Source organism: Treponema denticola (genome assembly GCF_024181405.1).
Taxonomy (GTDB): domain Bacteria; phylum Spirochaetota; class Spirochaetia; order Treponematales; family Treponemataceae; genus Treponema_B; species Treponema_B denticola_D.
On sequence record NZ_CP051302.1, the window covers coordinates 1,696,016 to 1,716,858 of the forward strand.

Here is a 20,843-nt window from a genome sequence, read left to right on the forward strand (position 1 = left end):
TTTTATTCTATCTTAATAATACATTTTTAAATTTACCCTTGGCGTTCCTTGCGGGCTTGGCGGTTTTATTTTATATCTTCAAAAATTACAGTACTTTCACTTGGAAAAGGCTGCACAATGTGTTATAATAAGCTATTGTCTATGGCAAAAACTATGTTTGATATGAAAAAAAACATATCTATATATTTTAAACCTGATTATATCATAGACAAATGTGAGGTAATTTATGAAGGACGATATTAAAATAAATTTGGAAGAAGTGCATAGACGGATGGAAAAGGCTTGTAAGGCCTGCGGAAGGGATCCTAAAGAGATAAGGCTTCTTATGGCAACAAAGACCGTTACACCGGAAAGAATCTTAAAGGCCTTTGAATACGGTGAACTTTTAATAGGGGAAAACAAGGTTCAGGAGCTATGCGAAAAGTATGAGCCTCTTTCATCGGTAAAACACGAGACCCATTTTATAGGGCACCTGCAAACCAATAAGATTAAGGACGTAATAAAATATGCCGACTGCATTGAATCTGTCGACAGGCTTGACTTAGCCGAAAAGCTCAGCAAAAGACTTGAATCCGAGGGGAAGACCATGGATATTTTAATTCAGGTAAACACCTCTCAAGAAGAAAGTAAATTCGGATGTAAGCCTGAAGAAGCTCTCGCTCTAACCGAAAAAATTGCAAAACTTCCCTGCTTAAAAATAAAAGGCCTTATGACAATAGGACTTTTTTCCGATGATATGGATAAGGTGAGACTTTGTTTTAAGCTCCTGCAAAAAATTCGAAAAGAAATAACCGAAAAAAACATTCCCAATGTTTCGATGGAGGTTGTTTCTATGGGAATGACGGGAGATCTTGAAGTTGCTATCGAAGAAGGCTCAACCCTAATAAGAGTAGGTACGGCAATTTTCGGCAAAAGAAATTATCCCGATTCCTATTATTGGAACGAAAATGCAAAAATTGAAGGTTAGACTTTTTGGTTTATGTCTTTTTTCTCTTTTTCTATTTTACTCCTTTGCCCAAGATTTTGACGCTTTGACAAGGGTTCAAAAAAGGATTGTAAACATAGAAGCCGCCGTGTCGGAAGTCGATATTTTTATAAGTACCTATGACGGGGACACAATAGCTTATAAAACAGAGCTCAGCACGGGCACAAAACTTTCGATAGTTGAACATAAAAAGAAGTTAAGGTTTACCGAGATAAAACCGGCAAGCGGAAAACTTTTTATCTATGTTCCGAAAGATTTTTTACTTGAATCATGCAGAATTCTTGCAAGTCATTCTTCAATAAAAATTGAAGGCATAAAGGCCGTTCATTTTTCGGTTTCGGGGAATTTTAATCGGGCTGAAATTACAGGCTCCCGATTAAAAAACAGCCTGATTGCACTTTCAAACGGCAGCCTGATCTTTAATAACGGGATTGTAACTGCGGCCGATTTTTGCTTAAACACCTCAACGGCAAAGATTAAAATAGCCGAAGAAAAGGCGGATTGCAACCTCTTTGTAACAAAACAAAAATGTGAAAAATTCTTATATAACGGGGAAGCCTATACCGATAAAATTTTAGCCCTTTCGCCGTCCAAGCCTAAAAAATTCATCTCGATGAGTGCTTCTTTTTCTGACATAGACTTGGGCTTTTCGGCACCTTTAAAAGAACCGGCAGAAAAATTCGATAAATACGGAGTCAGCGAATTCGGCCCCAACCCCTCTCCCAATTTGGTGAACAACGAAGCAAATTTTTTACCGAAAACCGGCACAAGTTTACCCTGATAAATTTTAATTTACTGATTGACAAGTTTTTAAGTTTTTGATATACTCAAAACTCTTTTAAGGGCCCATAGCTCAGTTGGTTAGAGCAGCGGACTCATAATCCGCGGGTCGCCGGTTCAAGTCCAGCTGGGCCCACTTTTCTTTTTACAAACTATAATAAAGCGAAAAAAAATGCATTATACTCCCGCCTATAACAAAGAGGTGCCAGATGCTGTGTGCCCATTTTACCTTCTTCATTGCATAAAAAATACAGCCGGCAGTATAAATAATTCCGCCTATCAGTAAAAACTTAAAACTTAAAAGCGGCAGCTGTTCTTTTAAAGGCTTTGCCGCAAAGATGATGAGCCAGCCCATGGGTATATAGGTAATAACCGATAGAACCCTTACCCTGCTTCCGAATATCGAGTATAAAACTATTCCTAGGACAGCCAAGCCCCAGATAATGCCGAAGATTGTCCAGCCGACAGCTCCGTGAAGGGCCGAAAGGCAGTAGGCAGTGTAGGTTCCGGCTATCAGTATGTAGATTGAACAGTGATCGAAGATTCCGAATACCTTTTTTGCCTTTAGCGGAAGAGCATGGTATAGGGTCGAAAAAAGATAGAGGATTATTAAGGAAGCTCCGAAAATGGTAAAGCCTACTACGTAACCGGCCTTTAAATCCGGCGGAGCATAACGGGCAGCCCTTATAACTAAAAGCACGAGGGCTGCAATCGAAAGACCTACCCCTATGCCGTGAGTTACGGCATTTGCAATTTCTTCACCTATAGAATATCTGCGTTTAATTTTTTCTTCTTTCATAACTATTTAGACAGTTTAAAAGATTTAAGGTTGCCTTACCTTGCAATTTTTTTTGTTTTTTATTATAATTCTATCCGACAAGAGTGAATAAATTCCACTCTTTTGCCGATAATTAAATGGAAAAAGTTTTGCAGGTTCATAATGAAAAAAACTAACTATTTGTTTGCAGGTATAATCGTTTTTCTCCTGGTACTAGGTACAGCCTATTTTGCATTAGATATATCCACTCCCGTTGGTACTCCCAAAACTGCATTGGATGACGGAATGGGAGGAGGAGATACAAGATTGCCGACTTTTAGACCCGATAAGGAAATTTCGGAAATAACGCTCCCGCCTCTCGACTACATAGTCTATTCGGTAAAAAAAGGCGACATGGTTGGAGAAATAGCATCCCGCTATGGGGTAAGTCAGGATGCGATTATAAGCTTAAACAAACTTAGAAACACAAGAACCCTCCAAATCGGACAGTTGTTAAAAATTCCCTCAATGGACGGAATTGTTTATACCCCGAAAAAAGGTGATACCCCCGAAAAATTGGCCGACACCTATAAAATCTCACTTGAAAAATTGGCTCTGGTCAATAACATTTCGGATAACAATGTACTAAAAGCAGGAGCCGCCATCTTTCTGCCTGATGCAAAACTGGACTGGGTAACCATTCAAGAAATAAACGGAGACCTCTTTAAATCTCCTATACATGGAGGATACAGGGTAACTTCCCGTTACGGGTGGAGACGGGACCCCTTTACAGGAAACAGGAGCTTTCATAACGGTATAGACCTTGCGACATATCATGGAGCCCCAATCTATGCAGCCCTTCCGGGAACCGTAGCCGCAACAGGTTACAGCAATGTATACGGCAACTATGTAATAATAAGGCATCACTCAGGCTACCAAACCCTTTACGGGCATATGAATTCCATTCTAACATCACGCGGAAAATATGTTACCGCCCAAAGCAAGATAGGAACCGTAGGCACAACAGGAAGAAGTACCGGCCCTCACGTTCATTTTACGGTTTACAAAAACGGAGCGACGATAAATCCTGTTGCCGTATGGAACTAAGCCTTTTCTTTTTTTAGATCGAATTTTTTTACAAAAAAGTCAAGATTACGGTAAACAAAAATAGCCGAATAAACGCTTACGAATATTGCAAATACAAGAGCAAAAGGAATTACAAAACTAAACTTAAAATTCTCTGCCGCCCATTTACCTATCTCTGTAAACGGTATGTAAGCAAGGCCGACAATCATCAATATGCCTACGACGGCCCAAGGCAAAATACTTACATTAGGCAGCCGGTATTTTTCTGCCTGAAGGCTTAAAAGGTCAGGAATTGCAGCCTGAATTTTTACCATCGTTTTTTCCGTAAGCACATCATCTGCCTTGGTCTGAAAAGAAGAAGTATATAGATTTGAAGCCTGGGTAAGAGCACGGACAAGGCTTCGGCACTTTTTACACCGCAAAAGATGAAAGGTAACTGCAAAAGGAACAGCCTCATGCTTATCAAGCATCATATAACGGTTAATAGCTTCATTACATGTCATAGGCCAAATTCAATTTAAACAAAACGGGATATTCGGGGCTTTCCTCTTGCCCGTAAATTCCCTGATTTTCAAGCTCGGTCTTTAATATCTTTTTTGAGCGGAAAATATGGGACTTAATCGTATTTACGGGTATGCCCGTAACGGATTCTATATCCGCATAGGGCATATCATAAAAGAAATAAAGGTCGATACATATTCTGTATTTTTCGGGAAGATCGTTTACAGCCCGTCTGATTGCATTTTTTACACAGTTTTGGATTTGCCTTTCTTCGGGAGTTAAATCGTTTGTTTTTATCTCAAAATCGTCAAAGGCGGAAACGAATTCTCTTTTACGCTTAACCGAGTTTATCGCCGAATTATAGGCAATCCTCATAAGCCATGTAGAAAAAGAAGATTCTCCGCGGAATTTAGGCAGGGCCGAAAAAGTTTTAAGCATTATATCCTGCACAAAATCTTCAGAATCATCATGGTTTTTAAAAAAGCTCATTCCCAAAGAATAGACACGCTTTTGATACTTTGCAGCAATTAGGCTGAAGGCCTCGGTATTTCCCGCAAGGACGGCCTTACATAAGAGGCGGTCTTGCACGGCTTCAGGAGATTCTTTTCTGAGTAAATTTGAAAATTTAATCATCTTTCAGCCTCTCCTTTCCGGCCTTTGATGAAATAAAATAGTAGAGCAAAAGGCCTATACCACAGCTTAAGGGTACAAGACCTCCTAAAAGTACGTAGCTCAGTCCGTCTATGACAGAAAATAAAATGGTCAATACGCTTCCTATCATCAGCAAAAGAATGCCCGAAATAAGGCAAAAACCCGACAAATTAAATTTTATCGGAATATATGTTTTAGTTTGAATTTGACAGATTATCTGCTTGTTACGCCAAAATAAGTAGAAAAAAATTAAAACGCCGGCCATAACAATACCGACTATAGGAACAACAGCTATAATAATTTGCGCAGCCGCAACGGGTTGTCCGTTCATTTCAATTCCTCCAAAATATGATTTTATAAACCTTATTCCAAAATAACGAAGTCCTTAAAATATATGCGTTTTATACGGGATAAATTTAGAATAGAATTTATCTCGGCCAACACCTCTTTTTTAACCTCGTTTTCAGGCATGGTATAAAGCTCATATACGGTTTTTTTCGAAAACCAGTCAATAAGGCTTTTTCGGATATCTTCCTTCTTTTGGACAAGTTCTTCCTCAAAGGCCTTATCTTCAGAATTATACTCCAAAACGGGAAAAACTACAAGGGTTCCCGTGTGGATATCGGCTGTAGGAATCCTAAGCCGGCCCAAGTCGGAATAAAGGGCCTTTTTTCCGCGTATCTCCGAAGGACTTTCAGATCTTAAAACCTCGCCGGTGTTTTTTTTCTTAAAAAGAGAAAAAACGGAACCTACAATTATAATAAGCACTATTGCAAAAAGTACATATTTAAGGAATTCATATAATTTTAAGCTCTTCCGGTTATTTTTAAGCATACTCAATTATACAAAATGGGAGCCGAATATTCAATAGAGGCTCTGAGCTTATTTGCTCTGTTATTTGTTTGGCAAAAAGCCGCCTACAGGATATTGGAAAATTCTAAGATCGAATTCGTGGACGGACGCAAAAAGATGGTCAAAAATATCGGCTTGGATCTTTTCGTATTCTCCCCAGTCGGTGGTTGCGGTAAAAACATAAATCTCCATGGGAACGCCTGTAGCTCCCGGTTCAAGCTGACGCACCAAAAAGGTTAAATCCTTTCTTAAAGTATCAAGGCTTTGAAGATAGCGCGTAACGTACATCCTAAAGGTGCCGATATTGGTGAGCCTTCTATCGTTTAAGGGATGCTCCGTATCGTTTCCGTATTGGGCACTTATGTCCGAGCTTTCGACCTCGGCAAAGTAGGATTTTAAAAGGTCTATCTTTCCTACCCTTCGCCTCAGCTCTTCATCCATAAATTTTACGGAAGAAACATCCAAAAAGATTGAACGCTTGATGCGCCTTCCTCCGGTTTCCTGCATACCTCGCCAGTTTTTAAAACCGCTTTGCATCAGGTCGCTTGTCGGTAAAACGGAAATAGTCTTATCCCAGTTTTGAATTTTTATCGTATGTAGGGCGACCTCGGTAACATCTCCGTCGGCATCATATTTTGGAACCGAAATCCAGTCACCGCGGCGAACCAAATCGTAGGAAGAAATCTGGAGGCTTGCCACAAAAGAAAGAATCGTCTCGCGGAAGACCAAAAGAAGAACGGCCGTCATAGCTCCTATTCCGCTTAAAAGAGACCATGGAGACTTTCCGCTGATTGTTCCTGCAGCAATGATAAAGCCTGCAATATAAACAATTAAGATAAAAACCTGAACATAACTGCGGTATGGCTTTCCCGCAAATCGGGGTTCATTTTCAGTATAGGCTGTAAGCCCGTCCAAGAGGCCGTGCAAAAGTCTTATTATTATCCATATCGAAATAAGGCTTGCAAGTTTTTGCATAATCCCCGCTCCGAAACTTAATTTTAGAGACAAAAAATTAAAGGCAAAAATATATATAATAAGCGAAGCACGTTCTACATGAATTTTATCGAAAATATAATCATCCAGTTTACTCTTTGTTTTTGCCGTAAAGCGGGACAGTATTTTTTTTACCGTTCCCGACAATATTTTTTTTAACACTTTATGAAGAATAAAAGAAACAGCCAAAACAACAATCAGCCAAAAAATATCGCCTCTCACCGAATCTTCCGAAAGCCATTTTTGAACATTATCCAATAAATTTTGCATAAAATATAATACCTCTTAAAATGTTAAAATAAACGTTTTTTAATTTTAATTAAAAAAGTTAAGTCTGTAAAGAGCTTTTAAAAAGGTGCATTCTTGATTCCCCGGCAAAACTGTGTTATATTAAGCTTATGAGAATAGCTATTATAGACGATGAAAAGCTCATCTGCGAGGGACTAAAAATTATCTTTCAATCCTATCCCGATATTGAGGTTATTGCAACAGGCAGCAACGGAAACGATGCACTAAAAATATGCGAAGAAAAAAATCCTGAGCTTCTCCTCATGGATATAAGGATGCCGGAATGTAACGGTGTAGAAGCAACAAAAAAAATAAAAAAGAGTTTCCCTGATATAAAAATATTGATTCTCACAACCTTTAACGATACCGAATATATTCAAAAAGCCCTTCAATACGGAGCATCGGGCTATCTTTTAAAAGACAGTTCGCCGGACGTAATCTATGACGGGATCAAGGCCGCTATTTCAGGGAACATCGTTATAAATCCTGAAGTCGCAACAACCATGCTTTTTGAAAATCATGAAGAAGCAGAAGAAAGAGTTATAAGGCCATTGGCTGAAATTCAAGACGAGTTCGGTTTAAGCCAAAAGGAGATAGAAATTATAAAGCTTGTTTCGGAAGGGCTTTCAAACAAGCAGATTGCCTACAAACAGGGACTTTCGGAAGGTACAATAAAAAACAATATTTCGGTAATATTCGATAAGACCTTTGTTTCTGATAGAACACAGCTTGCCGCCTTTGCCTTCAAAAACGGGATTGTGTAAATTCCTAATCTTCAATTTACAATCGTTTTATAATCGTTAATTTATCCCCCGCTTGAAAAAAAACTTTAGTTTGAATATAATCCAAAAATAATTTACTCTTGGAGCATTTAGAATGGAAACTAAATCTTTATTTAAGAAAGAAATTGGACCGGAAAACTTTATATTTTTAGCTTTGTTTTCTGCTTTCTTTTTCGGCGTCGGCTCGGTTATGGGCGGCGTAAATATGATTAAGACCATGATGGAAACAGGCTTTGATTTGCTTATCAATATCTGTTTGTATCTAATGGCTGTAGCAGTATTGGCTGGAGCTATTTCGGGTCTTTTTTCGGAATTCGGAACCATTGCTTTGATTAACAAAATCTTGTCCAAACTGATGAAACCCTTGTACGACTTACCGGGAGCTTCCTCCCTCGGTATCTTAAACTGCTTTTTATCGGATAATCCCGCAATTTTAACCCTTGCCGATGACGATAATTTTAGACGCTATTTTAAACAGTACCAGCTTCCTGCCCTTACAAACCTCGGTACAGCCTTCGGTATGGGCTTGATTACCACAACGGCAATGATGGGCTTAAACATAAAATCGGCAGTTCCGGCAGCTTTAATCGGAAATGTCGGAGCCATAGCCGGAAGTATAGTTTCAGTCCGCTTGATGATTTACTTTTCAAAAAAACGCTACGGAACGGAAGCCTTTGTTTCCACAAAAAGAGTTGAGCCCATCCCCGAAAAAATGCGCCCCGTTATAGCAGGCGGCCCGGGAGGAAGGTTTATACAGGCCATGCTTTACGGCGGAAAATCCGGAGTCAGCATGGGTTTGGCTATTATTCCTGGCGTAGTAATTATCTGCACAATAGTCATAATGCTTACAAACGGCCCAAGTGCCGACGGTACATATACGGGAGGAGCCCGAGAAGGAATTGCTGTTCTTCCATGGCTCGGTCAAAAGCTAAGTTTTATATTGAATCCTATGTATGGCTTCAGCAGCCCTGAAGCTATCTCCGTTCCGATTACGGCACTAGGTTCTACAGGAGCAGCCCTCGGCATTGTAAAAGAAATGTCTTTAGCAGGAAAAATAAATGCAAACGATATAGCAGTCTTTACAGCCATCTGCATGTGCTGGAGCGGTTATATTTCTACCCATATCGCAATGATGGATGCCCTCGACACAAAGGAGATGACAGGCAAGGCTATTTTAAGCCACACAATAGGCGGCCTCTTTGCAGGCTTTGTCGCCCACCTTATGGCCTTTGTGCTCTAAACTGATGGCAAGCATAATGATTCAAGGGACTACCTCCTCTGCGGGCAAGTCCCTTTTTTGTACAGGCCTTTGCAGAATCTTTAAAAAGAAGGGCTTAAAAGTAGTTCCCTTTAAATCTCAAAACATGTCTTCGATTTTTTTTACCACAGCTGACGGAAAAAAGATAAGCAGTGCCCAAGCCCTTCAAGCGAGGGCTGCCGGTATTGAGCCCCGCCCCGAAATGAATCCGATTCTCCTCATACCTAAAACGGACGTAGGCTCTAAGGTTATAATCTTGGGGGAAGAAAAAAAGGAGATGAAGGCGAGGGAATATTTTGAGTATAAAAAGACCTGTAAACCTATGATTTTGGAAACTTTTCAAAAACTTGAAAAGGAAAACGATATTGTGGTCATAGAGGGAGCAGGAAGTCCTGCCGAAATAAACCTAAACCAAAACGACATTGTCAACATGGGCATGGCCGAGATGGCCGACGCTCCCGTTCTATTGATTGCCGACATCGACAGGGGCGGCGTCTTTGCCCAGCTCTACGGAACCGTAATGCTCCTCCCCGAAAAAGACAGAAAAAGAATTAATGGCATGATCATAAATAAATTCCGCGGAGATAAGAGCCTATTAGATCCCGGCATCAAGATGATTGAAGACCTCGTAAAGATTCCTGTGATAGCAACTATTCCCTACATGCACTTGGAACTTGCCGATGAGGACAGCCTCATAGACGACGATAAAAAATGCAATACCCAAGCCCAAAGCGATGCCGAGCTCGAAAAAGAGCTGGATAAACTCGCTGCCCTCATCGAAGAGAACAGCGATATGGATTTTATTTTTAAGACAGCCGGGCTTTAAGCCCCGGCTTTAAAGTCAGCTTTCTATGGACTAGGGGCAGTAATTGTTAATTTCCCATCATTATCCACATACCAGTTTTGAGTCTCCTTCTTTGTAACTTTGAATTTTTTAGCTTCATTTGAAAGATTAACAGTAGCATCACCTTCCAGTACTAGTTTCCCTTCAGTATAATTAGCATCAGGCACGGTAATTCTTGCGGCCTGATTTTGACCGGCAGTTAAGGAGCCTATGATTTTAATTTTCTTCTTATTGGAAAGATAAACATCATTTTTACCGTGTGTATACTCATCTGTACCGCTTGAAGGTGTTATTTTGGCATTGCCTGAAAGTTCAAATTTATTTCCAAGGTGGAAAACTCCTCCGCCTTTTTTTGTAGCAATATTTGCTTCTCCATTTTCATCACCTCCTATAATACCTCCCGTCATTGTAAAGTTACTTTTATGAATACAGACACCTCCTCCATTACCGCTATTATCAAAAGAATTGGAGTCATCGACAATAGCCTTATTCTTTATGATTTTACCTCCACTCATATTAAATATCCCGCCCTCACCATTAAAAACACCGCCTCCGGATCCAACCATGGTTGACGTTAAATTAGAGAGGCCTGCCATATTTTCTTCAATGGAGCCGCCTGTCATATTAAATGTTGCTTTACTCCATACAGCTCCGCCATTAGTATCAGCCGTACATGATGATATAGAAGACCCCGTTTCCATAGTAAGCAGAGTCTTACTCTTATCACCATATATCCGAACTCCTCCTCCGGTAAATATTGTTTTACAATATTCTATTTTAGTTCCAATTTTAAGAGTACAGTGAGCTTTTTCTCCTCCTGATTTAAGATCTATGTCGATGGCCCCGCCGTCTTTTGCTTCACAATTGGAGATAACGGTATTGGTAATTATACATTCACCCTCTAATATTTTTATAGCTCCACCACCCTGATTTGTTACTTTACCTTTAGTTAATTTAATATTATCCAGTTTAAGTATAGCCTTATCATCAACCTTAAATATCCTGCATTTTTCATTAGCATTAAGAGTTGCAGAACTATCCTTGCCCTTAATAGTTACATTACGGTTCACATTAATTTCATCAGAGACACCACCTGCAGTAAGCGTACCCTGTACTATAATTAGCTCAGCTCCTCCACTGATCTTTTGAACCTCGGTTTTTAACTCTGCCCAAGTTGTAACAGTCTTACCTTGATTATCTTCTTCCAATTGTCCGGCAGCATTGATTCTCCACTTTTTACCATCAGTATCATCGGTAACCTTGAATTTCGATACTTGATCTGCAAGAGTAACTCCGGAAGAGGCTTCTACTACCGATCTACTAGCATTGTATGGGGCGACGGGACTTATTCTGGCAACAGGGGTTTCAGTTAGTGAGCCTGTAACAGTGATTACCTTATCTGCAGGAAGATAAATATCGTTTTTTCCCAGGGTATTTTCATCGGGTACAGCAGAAGGGACTATTTTTGCAGAACCTGAGATTTTGAAAGTTCCGTTATTGTAGACGGCTCCTCCCAGTTTTGCTTTATTCTCTTTTATTTCTCCGCCTTCCATTATGAGTGTACCTGAATTATATATACCTCCGCCATTGCCTGTAACAATGGTTCCGTCAGATTTTTTTGCATTATTTCCCTGTATAATACAAGAACCTTTTATAGTAAGAGTTCCGTGGTCCGAAATATAAACACCTCCTCCACCGTCAGCACCGACTCTCGATTCATTATTTAATATTTGTGCATTATTTTGTAAAACAAGACTTCCTTTATCAAGATATATACCCCCTCCTTTACCGTTACTTGTGCAAGTATTACCGCTTATTTCGGTAGAGCCTTCAATTATGTTTTCCCCTGAATTGGTAGTAATGTAAATTCCGGCTCCTTTTTCTGCTTCATTGGATACAATCTTTGATGAACCCTTTATCCATAATCGCCCATCAGAAGAGCTGCTTATATAAATTGCGCCGCCTTTTCCTGAATTTGTATTATTTTTACATTCAGTTATAGTTACATTTTCAAGTTCTAATGATGCTCCTGTTACATGTACTCCTGCCCCGAGCCCCCCTATATCATCTTTTCCTTTTTTAAGAGTTATATCTTTTAATTTAAGAGTTGCCCCGTTATGAACCTTAAATATCCTATGCTTGTAATTGGCATCGAGTACAGCCGAAGGACCTTCTCCCTCGATTGTAAGGTTTTTACGTATTGAAATTTCTGAAGTACTATTATTTGCTGTAAGAGTATTTTTTACGGTTATTGTATCGCCGGAATTTGCTGCAGTTACGGCATCTTGAAGTCCTTGCCATGTCGTAACTTTAGTAATCTCTTTTTTTAGTACAAGAGCATTTTGTGAGGAATCCCTTTGAAGCGACCAAGTTTGCCCGGGTTTCTGAGTTAAACTAAATTTGGATATGTCCCCATCATTTAAGATATAGCCTTCTCCTTTTACTACCTGTCTACTCTCAGTATAGGGATTTTCTGCAGGTGTTATTCTGGCGATAGAGTTTTCAGTTAGTGCGCCTGTAACTGTGATTATCTTTCCTGTAGTAAGATAAACATCGTTTTTGGTTAGGTCAACAGTGATTTTTGCAGAACCGGATATTTTAAAAGTTCCACTATTGTAGACGGCTCCTCCTAAACCGTTCGGAGAAATAGTTTTATTGTTTCTTATTATAGAATTACCCTTAATATCAATATTACCGGTTGAAGATATAGCTCCTCCTGCCATACCGGCTTCAGAATCTGCTATATCGGTATTGTCGAGAGTTAAAACCGAGCCATTTCCGGCTTTTATAGCCCCGCCTGTAGCCTCATAAGGACTTCCTTCAACTTTTCCTTTTTGAAGGGTGATGTTTCTCACGGTAAGAGATTTGTTTTCCTTTACTTCGAATATGCGATGCTTGGAGTCTGCATCTATAATATCAACGGCCTTTCCGGTTGAACCTGTTATGGTCAGATTTTTATCTATTGAAATTTGTTGGGTATGGTCTCCAGCCTTTATGTGTCCTTTTATTATTATGGTATCGCCGGAATTTGCTGCAGTTACAACATCTTGAAGTACTTGCCAGCTCGTAATTTCAGTAATCTGTTGTTTTAGTACAAGAGCATTTTGTGTATCATGTTTTTGAATCAGCCAATTTTCACCTGCTTTAGGCGTCAAATTAAATTTGGATACATAAGTGTTCGGCAAGGTGAAGCCATCTCCTTTTACTACCTCTCTACCCTCAGTATAGGTATTGGCTTCAGGTGTTATTCTGGCGACATTGGCTTCAGTTAATTGTCCGGTAACTGTAATTACCTTTCCTGATGGAAGATAAACATCGTTCGTGGTTGGGTCAATAGTGATTTTTGCAGAACCGGATATTTTGAAAGTTCCGTTATTGTAGACGGCGCCTCCCTGATGAGCTTTGTTTCCGCTTATGACGGAACCATCATTAATATTTAAAGTTCCGCCTGTATATATAGCCCCTCCTGATGTACTTGCTTCCGAATCCTTGATATCCGTATTGCTAAGAGTTAAAACCGATCCGTTTTCGGATATGACAGCTCCGCCTATGCCGGCTTTTCCGTTTTGAAGTGTAAGGCCTGTCAAGTTTAAAGTTCTTCCGATTTTTATCGTAAATATTCGATGAAGGGTACCGGGTTTATTAGAACCGTCCTTATTGGCATCGATGATGTCACCGGCCTTTCCGTTTAGACCTTGGATATTTATGTCTTCGCGTACCTCAATTTCTCCCGAGTTATCTGCTTCATTTGTTGAAACTATATGCCCGTTTATATAAACAGTATCCCCGGCAGAGACAAGGTTTACAGCCTTTTTAAGAATCTGCCATGAACCATTACCGGAGCGCACTTCCTTTTTTATTTTATAATAATAAGTCTTTTCATCGCTGTCGGTATAATTAGGCCCTCTTGCCTTTAATTTGACCTCGTATATTTCATCCACTCCCGGAATCGGGTCCAGTAATATCTTTGTAATACCTCCGCTTTGTTGGCTGCTGCCTTTAGGCCCTGTAAAATCTGAGGGCGCCGGAGTAGAAGCCGACAGTTTTACCTCAGCATCTATAGTTACACCGGAAGAAGGATAAGCAGTATTATGAGCTTTTAGTACAACAGTGTTTCCAAAACATGAAGATATGTGAATCGGATTCGTAGCTGTTCCGGTGCTCAATGCACTTTCATTATCCGTATAGACTCCGGAGGTTATTAATGTACTCATTCCGGAATCGTAAGAAATTTGCGGAACAGGAAGTTTTGCTAAATTGGTTATACCCGAGGTTTCCTCAGAAACAAGACCTTTCCAATCTTTTACCTTGGCCTCATAGCTCAAACTCTCTCCGATTTTTACTTCGGTTTTGATACAAAGTACCCATTTTCTTTCATTCGAATTTGCAGCAGGAATCTGCGGAAAACCTGTTGCTGCAAAAGGCGTGATTATTTCATCCGGAGGAATAAGAAACTCCTGAGAGACGCTCACATCGAAGCCTTCTGTTGTTAATTTTATTGGAATGGGAGCTTTTTGGAGACCTGCCAAAGTCAGGTAAACCTCAGATATATCACCATGAAGATTTATGGATTGTGGAATGCTTTCAAATTTAAAGATTAAAACATAATACCAATCCGAACCCTGTTGTATTTTTCCTGTAGTAAGCCATTCGGGCTTAGGCGGAACCGTGTTAGCTCTAAGTTTATAATTGTAATTTTGCTCGAACCTTCTTTTATCTCTTTTATTATACAGGTTTATTTTAGGATTGAGGTTCGCTTTTCCCTGTTCGTTTTTAAGTAAAAATTCTTTTGTATAAGTAAGCTCGAGTTTATCGAAAGCTTTTTGAACTAAAGAATAATCTATTCCCGCCTCAGGGCTCCCGCCGTGTTGTCCTTTTACATTTTTATCAAAGATGATAATGTCAGCCGGAGCGCCCGTATCATTGGGCATTAAAAATTCAAATTTTTGGGAGTTATGAAGTTTAAAATAAATGTGTGCATCTTCGCCTGAGGGCAAGGAGAAAAAGCCGTCCTCGTCAACCGGAACTCCTGAGGGAATTTCAATTCCGATTATATTTGCTATATCTGTCCAATATGAAAAAGTTTCTTCAATTCCGATAATCAACTGTTTACATGATATCAAACTGAACAAAAACAAGAAGGTCAAAAAGTTAATCAAAATTTTTTTCATAATCTTCTAATTCTCCTATAGATTAAAATTCCCAACCTAAAGAAAGAGAGGGCTGAATTACATATTTCGGGAAATCTTTTCTAAATAGAAAAGTATGTTCTAAATTTAATTCAATATATAATTTTTTATAAAGATAAACTTGCAAGGCCGTTCCTGCATTAATGGAAGGACACCAAAACCAATATGGAGGACTTTTGATATCCGTTCCCGAATATTCAAATTTTGCCTGAAACATAGATGCAACACCTCCGCCAAGGTGCAAATCAAAATTAAGTCTTCGCTTAATTATTGGAAATATATATACAAAATTAACCTGAGGTAAAATAAAACCGGCTTTTAATATATATGAATCGGGTTTATTTTTTAGCTGCATTAAAGAAAGGCCTAAACCTAAACCGAAATGCCCATATGCCCTTTTTAGAGGCATAAAAGCAAATCTTAAAGAGCCTCCTAAGGGGAAAATATTGGATTTAAAATACTTGTAAAGAGTTTCATTTTTAACAAAGAAACTAAAAGTATAACCTAGAGAAAGAAAAATATCGATAGGTTTTTGAAATTTACAATTTATAGTTTTTGAGTTATCATAAAGACCGCTGGGATCTTTTGCCGTAAGAACATAGGTTCCGGCCTTTAATTTTGAAAAGTTAAGTCTAATTGTAATTTTTTTACCCGATTTATCGGAATCTATAATATCACATTGTACCGGAGTTTCATTATCTTTAGTCAATGTAAATACGGTTTCAGGAAATATATTCTTTCCCGAAACTATAATATAATCTGCTTTTGGCTCATCAAAATATATAGAGTCAATGGATAAGGATAGCACTTCAGGCTGATATGCAACACGTACATCAAAATTTCTATATTCACTTATAATTTCCACCTGATTGAGAAGGTTAATAACTGCTACCCTATAACGGTATTTACCCGGTTTTAATGAAACATTTATCGAATTCTTCTTTAAAGTTTTTTTGTCTATTTGTATCCATTTTTCGGATTGATATTTTTCAAGTAAAAATTCATAACCCAATATGTCGTCTATTGCTTCCCATGACAAGTGTTGGTACAAAGAAGAGCCTTCATTTCCTTCCTCTATAAAATAACTTTTTTGAGTTTTTGAATCATTGTTAATTGCACCCTCAACTCCTTGAGAGTATAAATAGTCAGGCCTGCAAAACAGTAAAATAAATAAAACACAACATATTCTATTGACCATACATAACTCCGGTTTCATCAGTAGAAACTTTTTTTGACTGAGGTAATTCTATCTTAAATTTTTTAACGGCAGTTTTTCCATCTTGAACGATATTGGTTCCGTCAAATTTTTGTTGAGGTTTTACTTCGATATAAAGCACACCTCGCGACAACAAATTCAATTTTGTAAAATTTAATTCAATATTGCCCGAGACGGTTTGAGGAACACTCTCTCTATAAATCGTTTTTAAAGAATTATATATTCTTACAAGATAATGGGTAGCCTCAGGGCTCCTACTCCAAACAAATCTTATGCTCCGATTATTTTTAAAAAAATCGACATCCAATACCGTATCTTGCTTAGGCATAAGTATATCCGGCGCTTCTAATAAAGGAATCGAAAGAATCTTAAATGAAGCATCCTTTCGGCTTGAAATATCAAAGCCCTTTGCAGTTTTTGCGATTACCCGCCATATATATTTACCGGCCTCAAGAGGCGGTAATTGTACAGTTTGTTCAGGATTCTTTATAGAAAGAACAGGCTTTTTTTCTCCTGCCTTAATCAAAATTAACTGCGAATCTTCAGGGTCTTCAACGGAAGACCATTTTAAAACATCCGGCTTTAAAACGGCATCTATACCCTTAATGCTCATACCTTCACTAGGATATATAAGTTCAACAGGTTTTAAATGCATTAAGTCTACTTTACTGTCAGCAGTAAACCCGTATCTTTTGCCGGCTCTTTCATTTAAAGATGTAAAACCTTGAACACTTATTATATAAGAACCGTCATCAATAGATTTGATATCTACATCAATTTCAGTCCCCGTAATATATGAGTTTTCATATACCGGTTTTTGATTCAATCCTTCAGGGGTAATCCTAAACTGATAATAGTCTGCTTCAGGAACTTGCGTCCACTTAAATTTATTTTCCCCCTTAGGTAAAATAATTATTTTATTTTTTAAATTTATAAATTCCGGTTTGGGAAGCGGCGGAACAATAATCAGCTTTTTTGTTTCACTCTTTATAGAATCGTTTTTGTTTTTTGCTAAAACACGCCAATACCATTCACCGTTTTCCAATGAGATACCTTCTGCCGAAGAGCCGGTCACTTTTTTATCGACTTCAAGTTTATTAAAATCTTGCGATGATGAAACCTGAAAAAAGTATTCATCAGTTGTATTTGTTTTCCATGTAAACCTTGTATCTTTGCAAAAAGAGTCTGCAATAATATAACCGTCGGGAGGAAAAATTGACCGGACAAAAATTTCTTCTCCGTCGATTTTTAGTTTTTCGGGTTTGCTTAAAACCAATGAAATTTCATTTTTATCCAGAGCTTCGATATTCCAGTAATAGCCCGATGAAGGCAGGGTTTTCTCAAAATCTTTTATTTCAAAATAGTTTGAAGTTAATACTTTTTCGAAAACTATGTTAGACATATTTTCATCCGTAAAAACACGGAAATTATATTTTTTTGCCTCCGGCACTGACGGCCAAGAAAAGAAAACCTTACTCCCTTCAGGCGTCTTGCTCATATTTTGAAAACCGGATAAAACAATAGTCTCTTTATTTTTTGCCTGTTGAACATAAAAGACACCTGTCTCGGAAGTTTGAAAAAAATCTTCTTCCGTAATATAATTAGGGACAACACGCCAGTACCATTTTCCGTTTTCAATACCGTTAAGGTTTACCGACGAAGTATTTATAATCCGGCTGATTTTCGGATTTTTAAACGAATCATTATCTGAAAGCTCAATCAAATAATTTGAAGCGGCAGAGTTTCCCTCCCAAGAAAATCTTATCGCAGGTAAATCGTTTATATAAGAAAATTCTTCATTTAAAACGGGCTCAAGCAGTTTAGGAGGAGGAGCATCGGCAATGTTAAGCTTCCCATTTGCCGCCGAAATATCTTCCGGTCCCAGAGTCGAAGAATAAAGCCTCCAATAAATATTCCCTGATGAAATACTTCGCTGTAATTTGTTCAAGCCCTTTAATTGAACTTTTTCGGTATCGGCATTAAAATTGCGTGTTGGAGAAATTTCAAATATAAGGTCTTCTGTTTCGGGAAAAGAACTTTGCCAGCTAAACAAAACATCTACAGCTTCTCCATCCTTATTGAAATTAAAAATCTTCTCGGAAGAAGACGGACTTATCATGGTAATGGAAGGCTTACCGTCTTCAACCAAAACCGTTCCGGCTTTTAAAACCGAAGGTTCGAGAACAGACTCGGAAGGATTTTCCGCTTGAACGTTTGCAGGTTTAGATACCGAGGCTTCACCCTTTTCGACTGCAATTTTTATCGGATTTTCTCCGGATTTTGAAGTATGAAGAACCGACTCTTTTTCGATAGCAACCGAAGCATTTCCTGATTTTACAAGCATTTTAGAATCCACGGTTTTAACCGAAACATTTCCTTCACTTATTTGAACTGAAACATCTTTTTCGTCCTTAGGCTTAAAAATCTGAATCATAGTGTTTTCGCCGACATTTACCGTACTTTTATCGGTAAAATAAATAGTCGCTTCCGAATTCGATGCAGTACGGATTGTGTCCCCGTTATATACATGGGAATACTGAGCAGGTCTATCCCAAACAGCCCTGTCTATAAATTTGCGCTGAACACTTTTTTCTTTATAACTTACAATTGCAATCGAAGGCTTATCCCTATCAAGCGTTTTGTTTAAATTTTTCCAAAATAAAAATGCGGTAGAACCGGCTATCAATAATGAGATGAGAACAACAAAGATGTCGGCAAATTTATTATCAATTTTAGGATTGTATCTTGTATTTTTTTTCGTCTTCATTTACATCTACCTTTGAAAAATCCGGAGTAGGGATTCCCAACACCTTCCTTATTTGTGCTAAATTTTTAGGACCTTTTAATCCGGCACCGGGAATATTTGTTTCATTCGGCATATTTATTAAGGCGAAAACCCGTAAAGGTTTTGCTTTTCCCTTAACGGTAACTGAGGGCATTTCTTCAACAACAACATGATTTTTTACCAAATTATAAGTATATTCGGTAATAAGGATGTCGGTGCCCATGGGTTTATTTAAAGCTTCGACTCTTGAAGCCGTGTTTACCGCATCCCCTATGACCGTATACTCCATCCTCTCATGAGAACCTATTTGCCCTGCAACCACTGCTCCGGAATTTATTCCGCAGCCTATTCTGATGATAGGTTTTTTATCTCCTCCGCGGCCTCTATTAAAAAATATAAGCGCAGCCCGCATTTTAAGAGCTGCACGAAGGCAGTTTAAAGCATCTTCTTCCGGATTACCTGTAGATCTGGGAGCGCCCCATACAGCCATGATGGCATCCCCTATAAATTTATCTACAACTCCGTTTGTTTTATTTACGCAGTCTACCATCAAGGTCATATACTCATTTAAAAATTCTACAACCTCAGACGGATCCATTTTTTCCGAAATCGCCGTAAAAGAACGGATATCCGAAAAGAATATAGTCGTTTCCTTTGTCTCGCCTCCAAGAGCCAATTCTCCACGCATTGCAAGCTCGGCTATTTCTTTGTTTATAAAGCGGCCGAAAGAATCTTTTAGCCTTTCTCTTTCGGCGAGACCCTTCCCCATTTCTACGAAGCTTGTTGTCAAAAGCCCAAGTTCATCCTTAGTTTTAGCTTTTAAGTCTATTTCATAATTACCCTGCTTTATCTCATCTGCGGCAAGAGCAAGTTTTTTTACCGGACGGCTTATAGATTTGGAAAAGAACCATACAAAGACTACGGAAAACGACAAAACAATTATACTTAAATAGATATTCCTTTTTGCGGTATTTTCTACAGGCTCCAAAAGAACATCTGCCGAGGCACTCGTTAAAACTGCAAGATCTCCCAATGACAGCCTGTTATATGAACCGAAATATTCTTTACCGTCCTCATCTTTTACAAGAACCTGCCTGTCATTATCGCCGTTTTCCCGCATCTGTGTAAAAAGAGGAAAATTACTTACATTTGCTTTGTTTTTAACAAGATTAAAGTCAGGGTGAATAAGCACATCACCTTTATTATTAACAAGATATGTTGTCTGCATTGTGCCGGCGCCGAAACTTTCTGAAAGCTTTTCGGCCGAAAAGAAAACAACCAATCCCTGAGCTAAACCCTTTTCGGTATAAGGGTAGAAAAAAACCAGCATGGGCATATCAAAAAGCCAAGCGGCATTTAAGACCTGAGTTATACCTTTTTCGGCTTGAAGCAAGGAATCCTTTGATTGCAGCAAAAATTTATCTACCAAGTCAAAATCAATATCATTTGAAGCAAAAAAACGGGAACTTATAAGTTTTGTTTCCACACCGGCTTCTCTCTTGGAGTCCGTAACCAGTATTGCCGCTACATAGGGATTTTTTTCGAAATATAAGGACGATATCTGATTCGAAAAAGAGCTTGAATTTTCATTTGTATTAAGCATATCTAAGAGTAAAGAAGCATTGGCTCTTAATGCCGTCAAGTCTTTTTCGGTCGAAGATGCCGCCTGTTTGTTTACAGTTCGGTTGTTTTCTTCAGCCGTGAGCTGAACATCCAAGCGGCCGAACCATGTAACTAAAGCCGTAATTCCGCCCAAGGATAGGATAATCAAAATAGATATAATTACAACCAGTTTTGCTCCTATCGAAAACCTTACCTTAGTTTGCCCAGTTTCTTGTCTACTCATTACTTATAACCCCTGTAATTACGAACTTTA

General features: G+C 38.7%; 16 protein-coding genes and 1 tRNA gene. 7 read left to right on the forward strand and 10 right to left on the reverse strand.

Going from position 1 to position 20,843, the window contains the following annotated elements; translation table 11 throughout:
- Positions 1 to 226: 226 nt before the first annotated feature.
- The 3 genes from HGJ18_RS08010 (at position 227) to HGJ18_RS08020 (ending at position 1,901) form a co-directional block, all read left to right on the forward strand.
- Positions 227 to 967, forward strand: coding sequence for a YggS family pyridoxal phosphate-dependent enzyme (locus HGJ18_RS08010; protein WP_253695587.1), 741 nt, complete (start codon positions 227 to 229; stop codon positions 965 to 967).
- Positions 948 to 1,766, forward strand: coding sequence for a DUF4097 domain-containing protein (locus HGJ18_RS08015; RefSeq protein ID WP_253695589.1), 819 nt, complete (start codon positions 948 to 950; stop codon positions 1,764 to 1,766). Before HGJ18_RS08010 ends, HGJ18_RS08015 begins: the two co-directional genes overlap by 20 nt.
- Positions 1,767 to 1,827: 61 nt before the next feature.
- Positions 1,828 to 1,901: transfer RNA gene (locus tag HGJ18_RS08020), tRNA-Ile, on the forward strand.
- Positions 1,902 to 1,910: 9 nt separating this feature from the next.
- On the opposite strand, the gene trhA is transcribed toward HGJ18_RS08020, so the two are convergent.
- Positions 1,911 to 2,564: a PAQR family membrane homeostasis protein TrhA gene (gene trhA, locus HGJ18_RS08025; protein ID WP_253695591.1), complete on the reverse strand. Its 654-nt coding sequence runs from the start codon at positions 2,562 to 2,564 to the stop codon at positions 1,911 to 1,913.
- 141 nt (positions 2,565 to 2,705) lie between these two features.
- Between trhA and HGJ18_RS08030 the strand changes: the two genes are divergently transcribed.
- A complete protein-coding gene (locus tag HGJ18_RS08030) occupies positions 2,706 to 3,629 on the forward strand; it encodes a M23 family metallopeptidase (protein WP_253695593.1) in 924 nt (307 codons plus the stop codon).
- On the opposite strand, the gene HGJ18_RS08035 is transcribed toward HGJ18_RS08030, so the two are convergent.
- From HGJ18_RS08035 to HGJ18_RS08055, 5 genes are read right to left on the reverse strand one after another with little or no spacing between them, the layout of a single operon-like run.
- Positions 3,626 to 4,111 (reverse strand): hypothetical protein, encoded by a 486-nt coding sequence (locus HGJ18_RS08035; RefSeq protein ID WP_253695595.1) that lies wholly within the window; start codon positions 4,109 to 4,111, stop codon positions 3,626 to 3,628. The two genes, HGJ18_RS08030 and HGJ18_RS08035, sit on opposite strands and share 4 nt — an antisense overlap.
- The gene (locus HGJ18_RS08040) at positions 4,101 to 4,742 is read right to left on the reverse strand and encodes an RNA polymerase sigma factor (protein ID WP_002667790.1); all 642 of its coding nucleotides are present in this window, start codon (positions 4,740 to 4,742) and stop codon (positions 4,101 to 4,103) included. The genes HGJ18_RS08035 and HGJ18_RS08040 overlap by 11 nt, the downstream gene beginning before the upstream one ends.
- A complete protein-coding gene (locus tag HGJ18_RS08045) occupies positions 4,735 to 5,091 on the reverse strand; it encodes a hypothetical protein (RefSeq protein ID WP_253695602.1) in 357 nt (118 codons plus the stop codon). Before HGJ18_RS08045 ends, HGJ18_RS08040 begins: the two co-directional genes overlap by 8 nt.
- Before the next feature lie 32 nt (positions 5,092 to 5,123).
- On the reverse strand, positions 5,124 to 5,594 hold the full coding sequence (locus tag HGJ18_RS08050) for a flagellar basal body-associated FliL family protein (protein ID WP_253695607.1): 471 nt from the start codon (positions 5,592 to 5,594) through the stop codon (positions 5,124 to 5,126).
- A 60-nt stretch (positions 5,595 to 5,654) separates the two neighbouring features.
- Positions 5,655 to 6,875, reverse strand: a complete 1,221-nt coding sequence (locus tag HGJ18_RS08055; RefSeq protein WP_253695609.1) for a mechanosensitive ion channel family protein — start codon at positions 6,873 to 6,875, stop codon at positions 5,655 to 5,657.
- Between the two features lie 128 nt (positions 6,876 to 7,003).
- Between HGJ18_RS08055 and HGJ18_RS08060 the strand changes: the two genes are divergently transcribed.
- The 3 genes from HGJ18_RS08060 to HGJ18_RS08070 all read left to right on the forward strand — a co-directional run bounded on the left by HGJ18_RS08060 (position 7,004) and on the right by HGJ18_RS08070 (position 9,759).
- Positions 7,004 to 7,657, forward strand: a complete 654-nt coding sequence (locus HGJ18_RS08060; protein WP_253695611.1) for a response regulator transcription factor — start codon at positions 7,004 to 7,006, stop codon at positions 7,655 to 7,657.
- A gap of 112 nt (positions 7,658 to 7,769) precedes the next feature.
- A complete protein-coding gene (locus HGJ18_RS08065) occupies positions 7,770 to 8,915 on the forward strand; it encodes a CD0519/CD1768 family membrane protein (protein ID WP_253695619.1) in 1,146 nt (381 codons plus the stop codon).
- Positions 8,916 to 8,919: 4 nt separating this feature from the next.
- The gene (locus HGJ18_RS08070) at positions 8,920 to 9,759 is read left to right on the forward strand and encodes a cobyric acid synthase (RefSeq protein ID WP_366793601.1); all 840 of its coding nucleotides are present in this window, start codon (positions 8,920 to 8,922) and stop codon (positions 9,757 to 9,759) included.
- A 23-nt stretch (positions 9,760 to 9,782) separates the two neighbouring features.
- Here the strand turns inward: HGJ18_RS08070 and HGJ18_RS08075 are convergent, their stop codons facing one another.
- The 4 genes from HGJ18_RS08075 to HGJ18_RS08090 are packed head-to-tail and all read right to left on the reverse strand — an operon-like array spanning position 9,783 to position 20,813.
- Positions 9,783 to 14,948: a right-handed parallel beta-helix repeat-containing protein gene (locus HGJ18_RS08075; RefSeq protein ID WP_253695622.1), complete on the reverse strand. Its 5,166-nt coding sequence runs from the start codon at positions 14,946 to 14,948 to the stop codon at positions 9,783 to 9,785.
- Positions 14,949 to 14,970: 22 nt separating this feature from the next.
- Positions 14,971 to 16,164 carry a fibronectin type III domain-containing protein gene (locus tag HGJ18_RS08080; protein WP_253695624.1) on the reverse strand — a complete coding sequence of 398 codons (1,194 nt, stop codon included), beginning with the start codon at positions 16,162 to 16,164 and terminating at the stop codon, positions 14,971 to 14,973.
- Positions 16,154 to 18,949 carry a FecR domain-containing protein gene (locus HGJ18_RS08085; protein WP_253695625.1) on the reverse strand — a complete coding sequence of 932 codons (2,796 nt, stop codon included), beginning with the start codon at positions 18,947 to 18,949 and terminating at the stop codon, positions 16,154 to 16,156. The genes HGJ18_RS08080 and HGJ18_RS08085 overlap by 11 nt, the downstream gene beginning before the upstream one ends.
- Complete coding sequence (locus HGJ18_RS08090) at positions 18,915 to 20,813, reverse strand: adenylate/guanylate cyclase domain-containing protein (RefSeq protein WP_253695627.1); 1,899 nt, start codon at positions 20,811 to 20,813, stop codon at positions 18,915 to 18,917. The genes HGJ18_RS08085 and HGJ18_RS08090 overlap by 35 nt, the downstream gene beginning before the upstream one ends.
- Positions 20,814 to 20,843 lie beyond the last annotated feature (30 nt).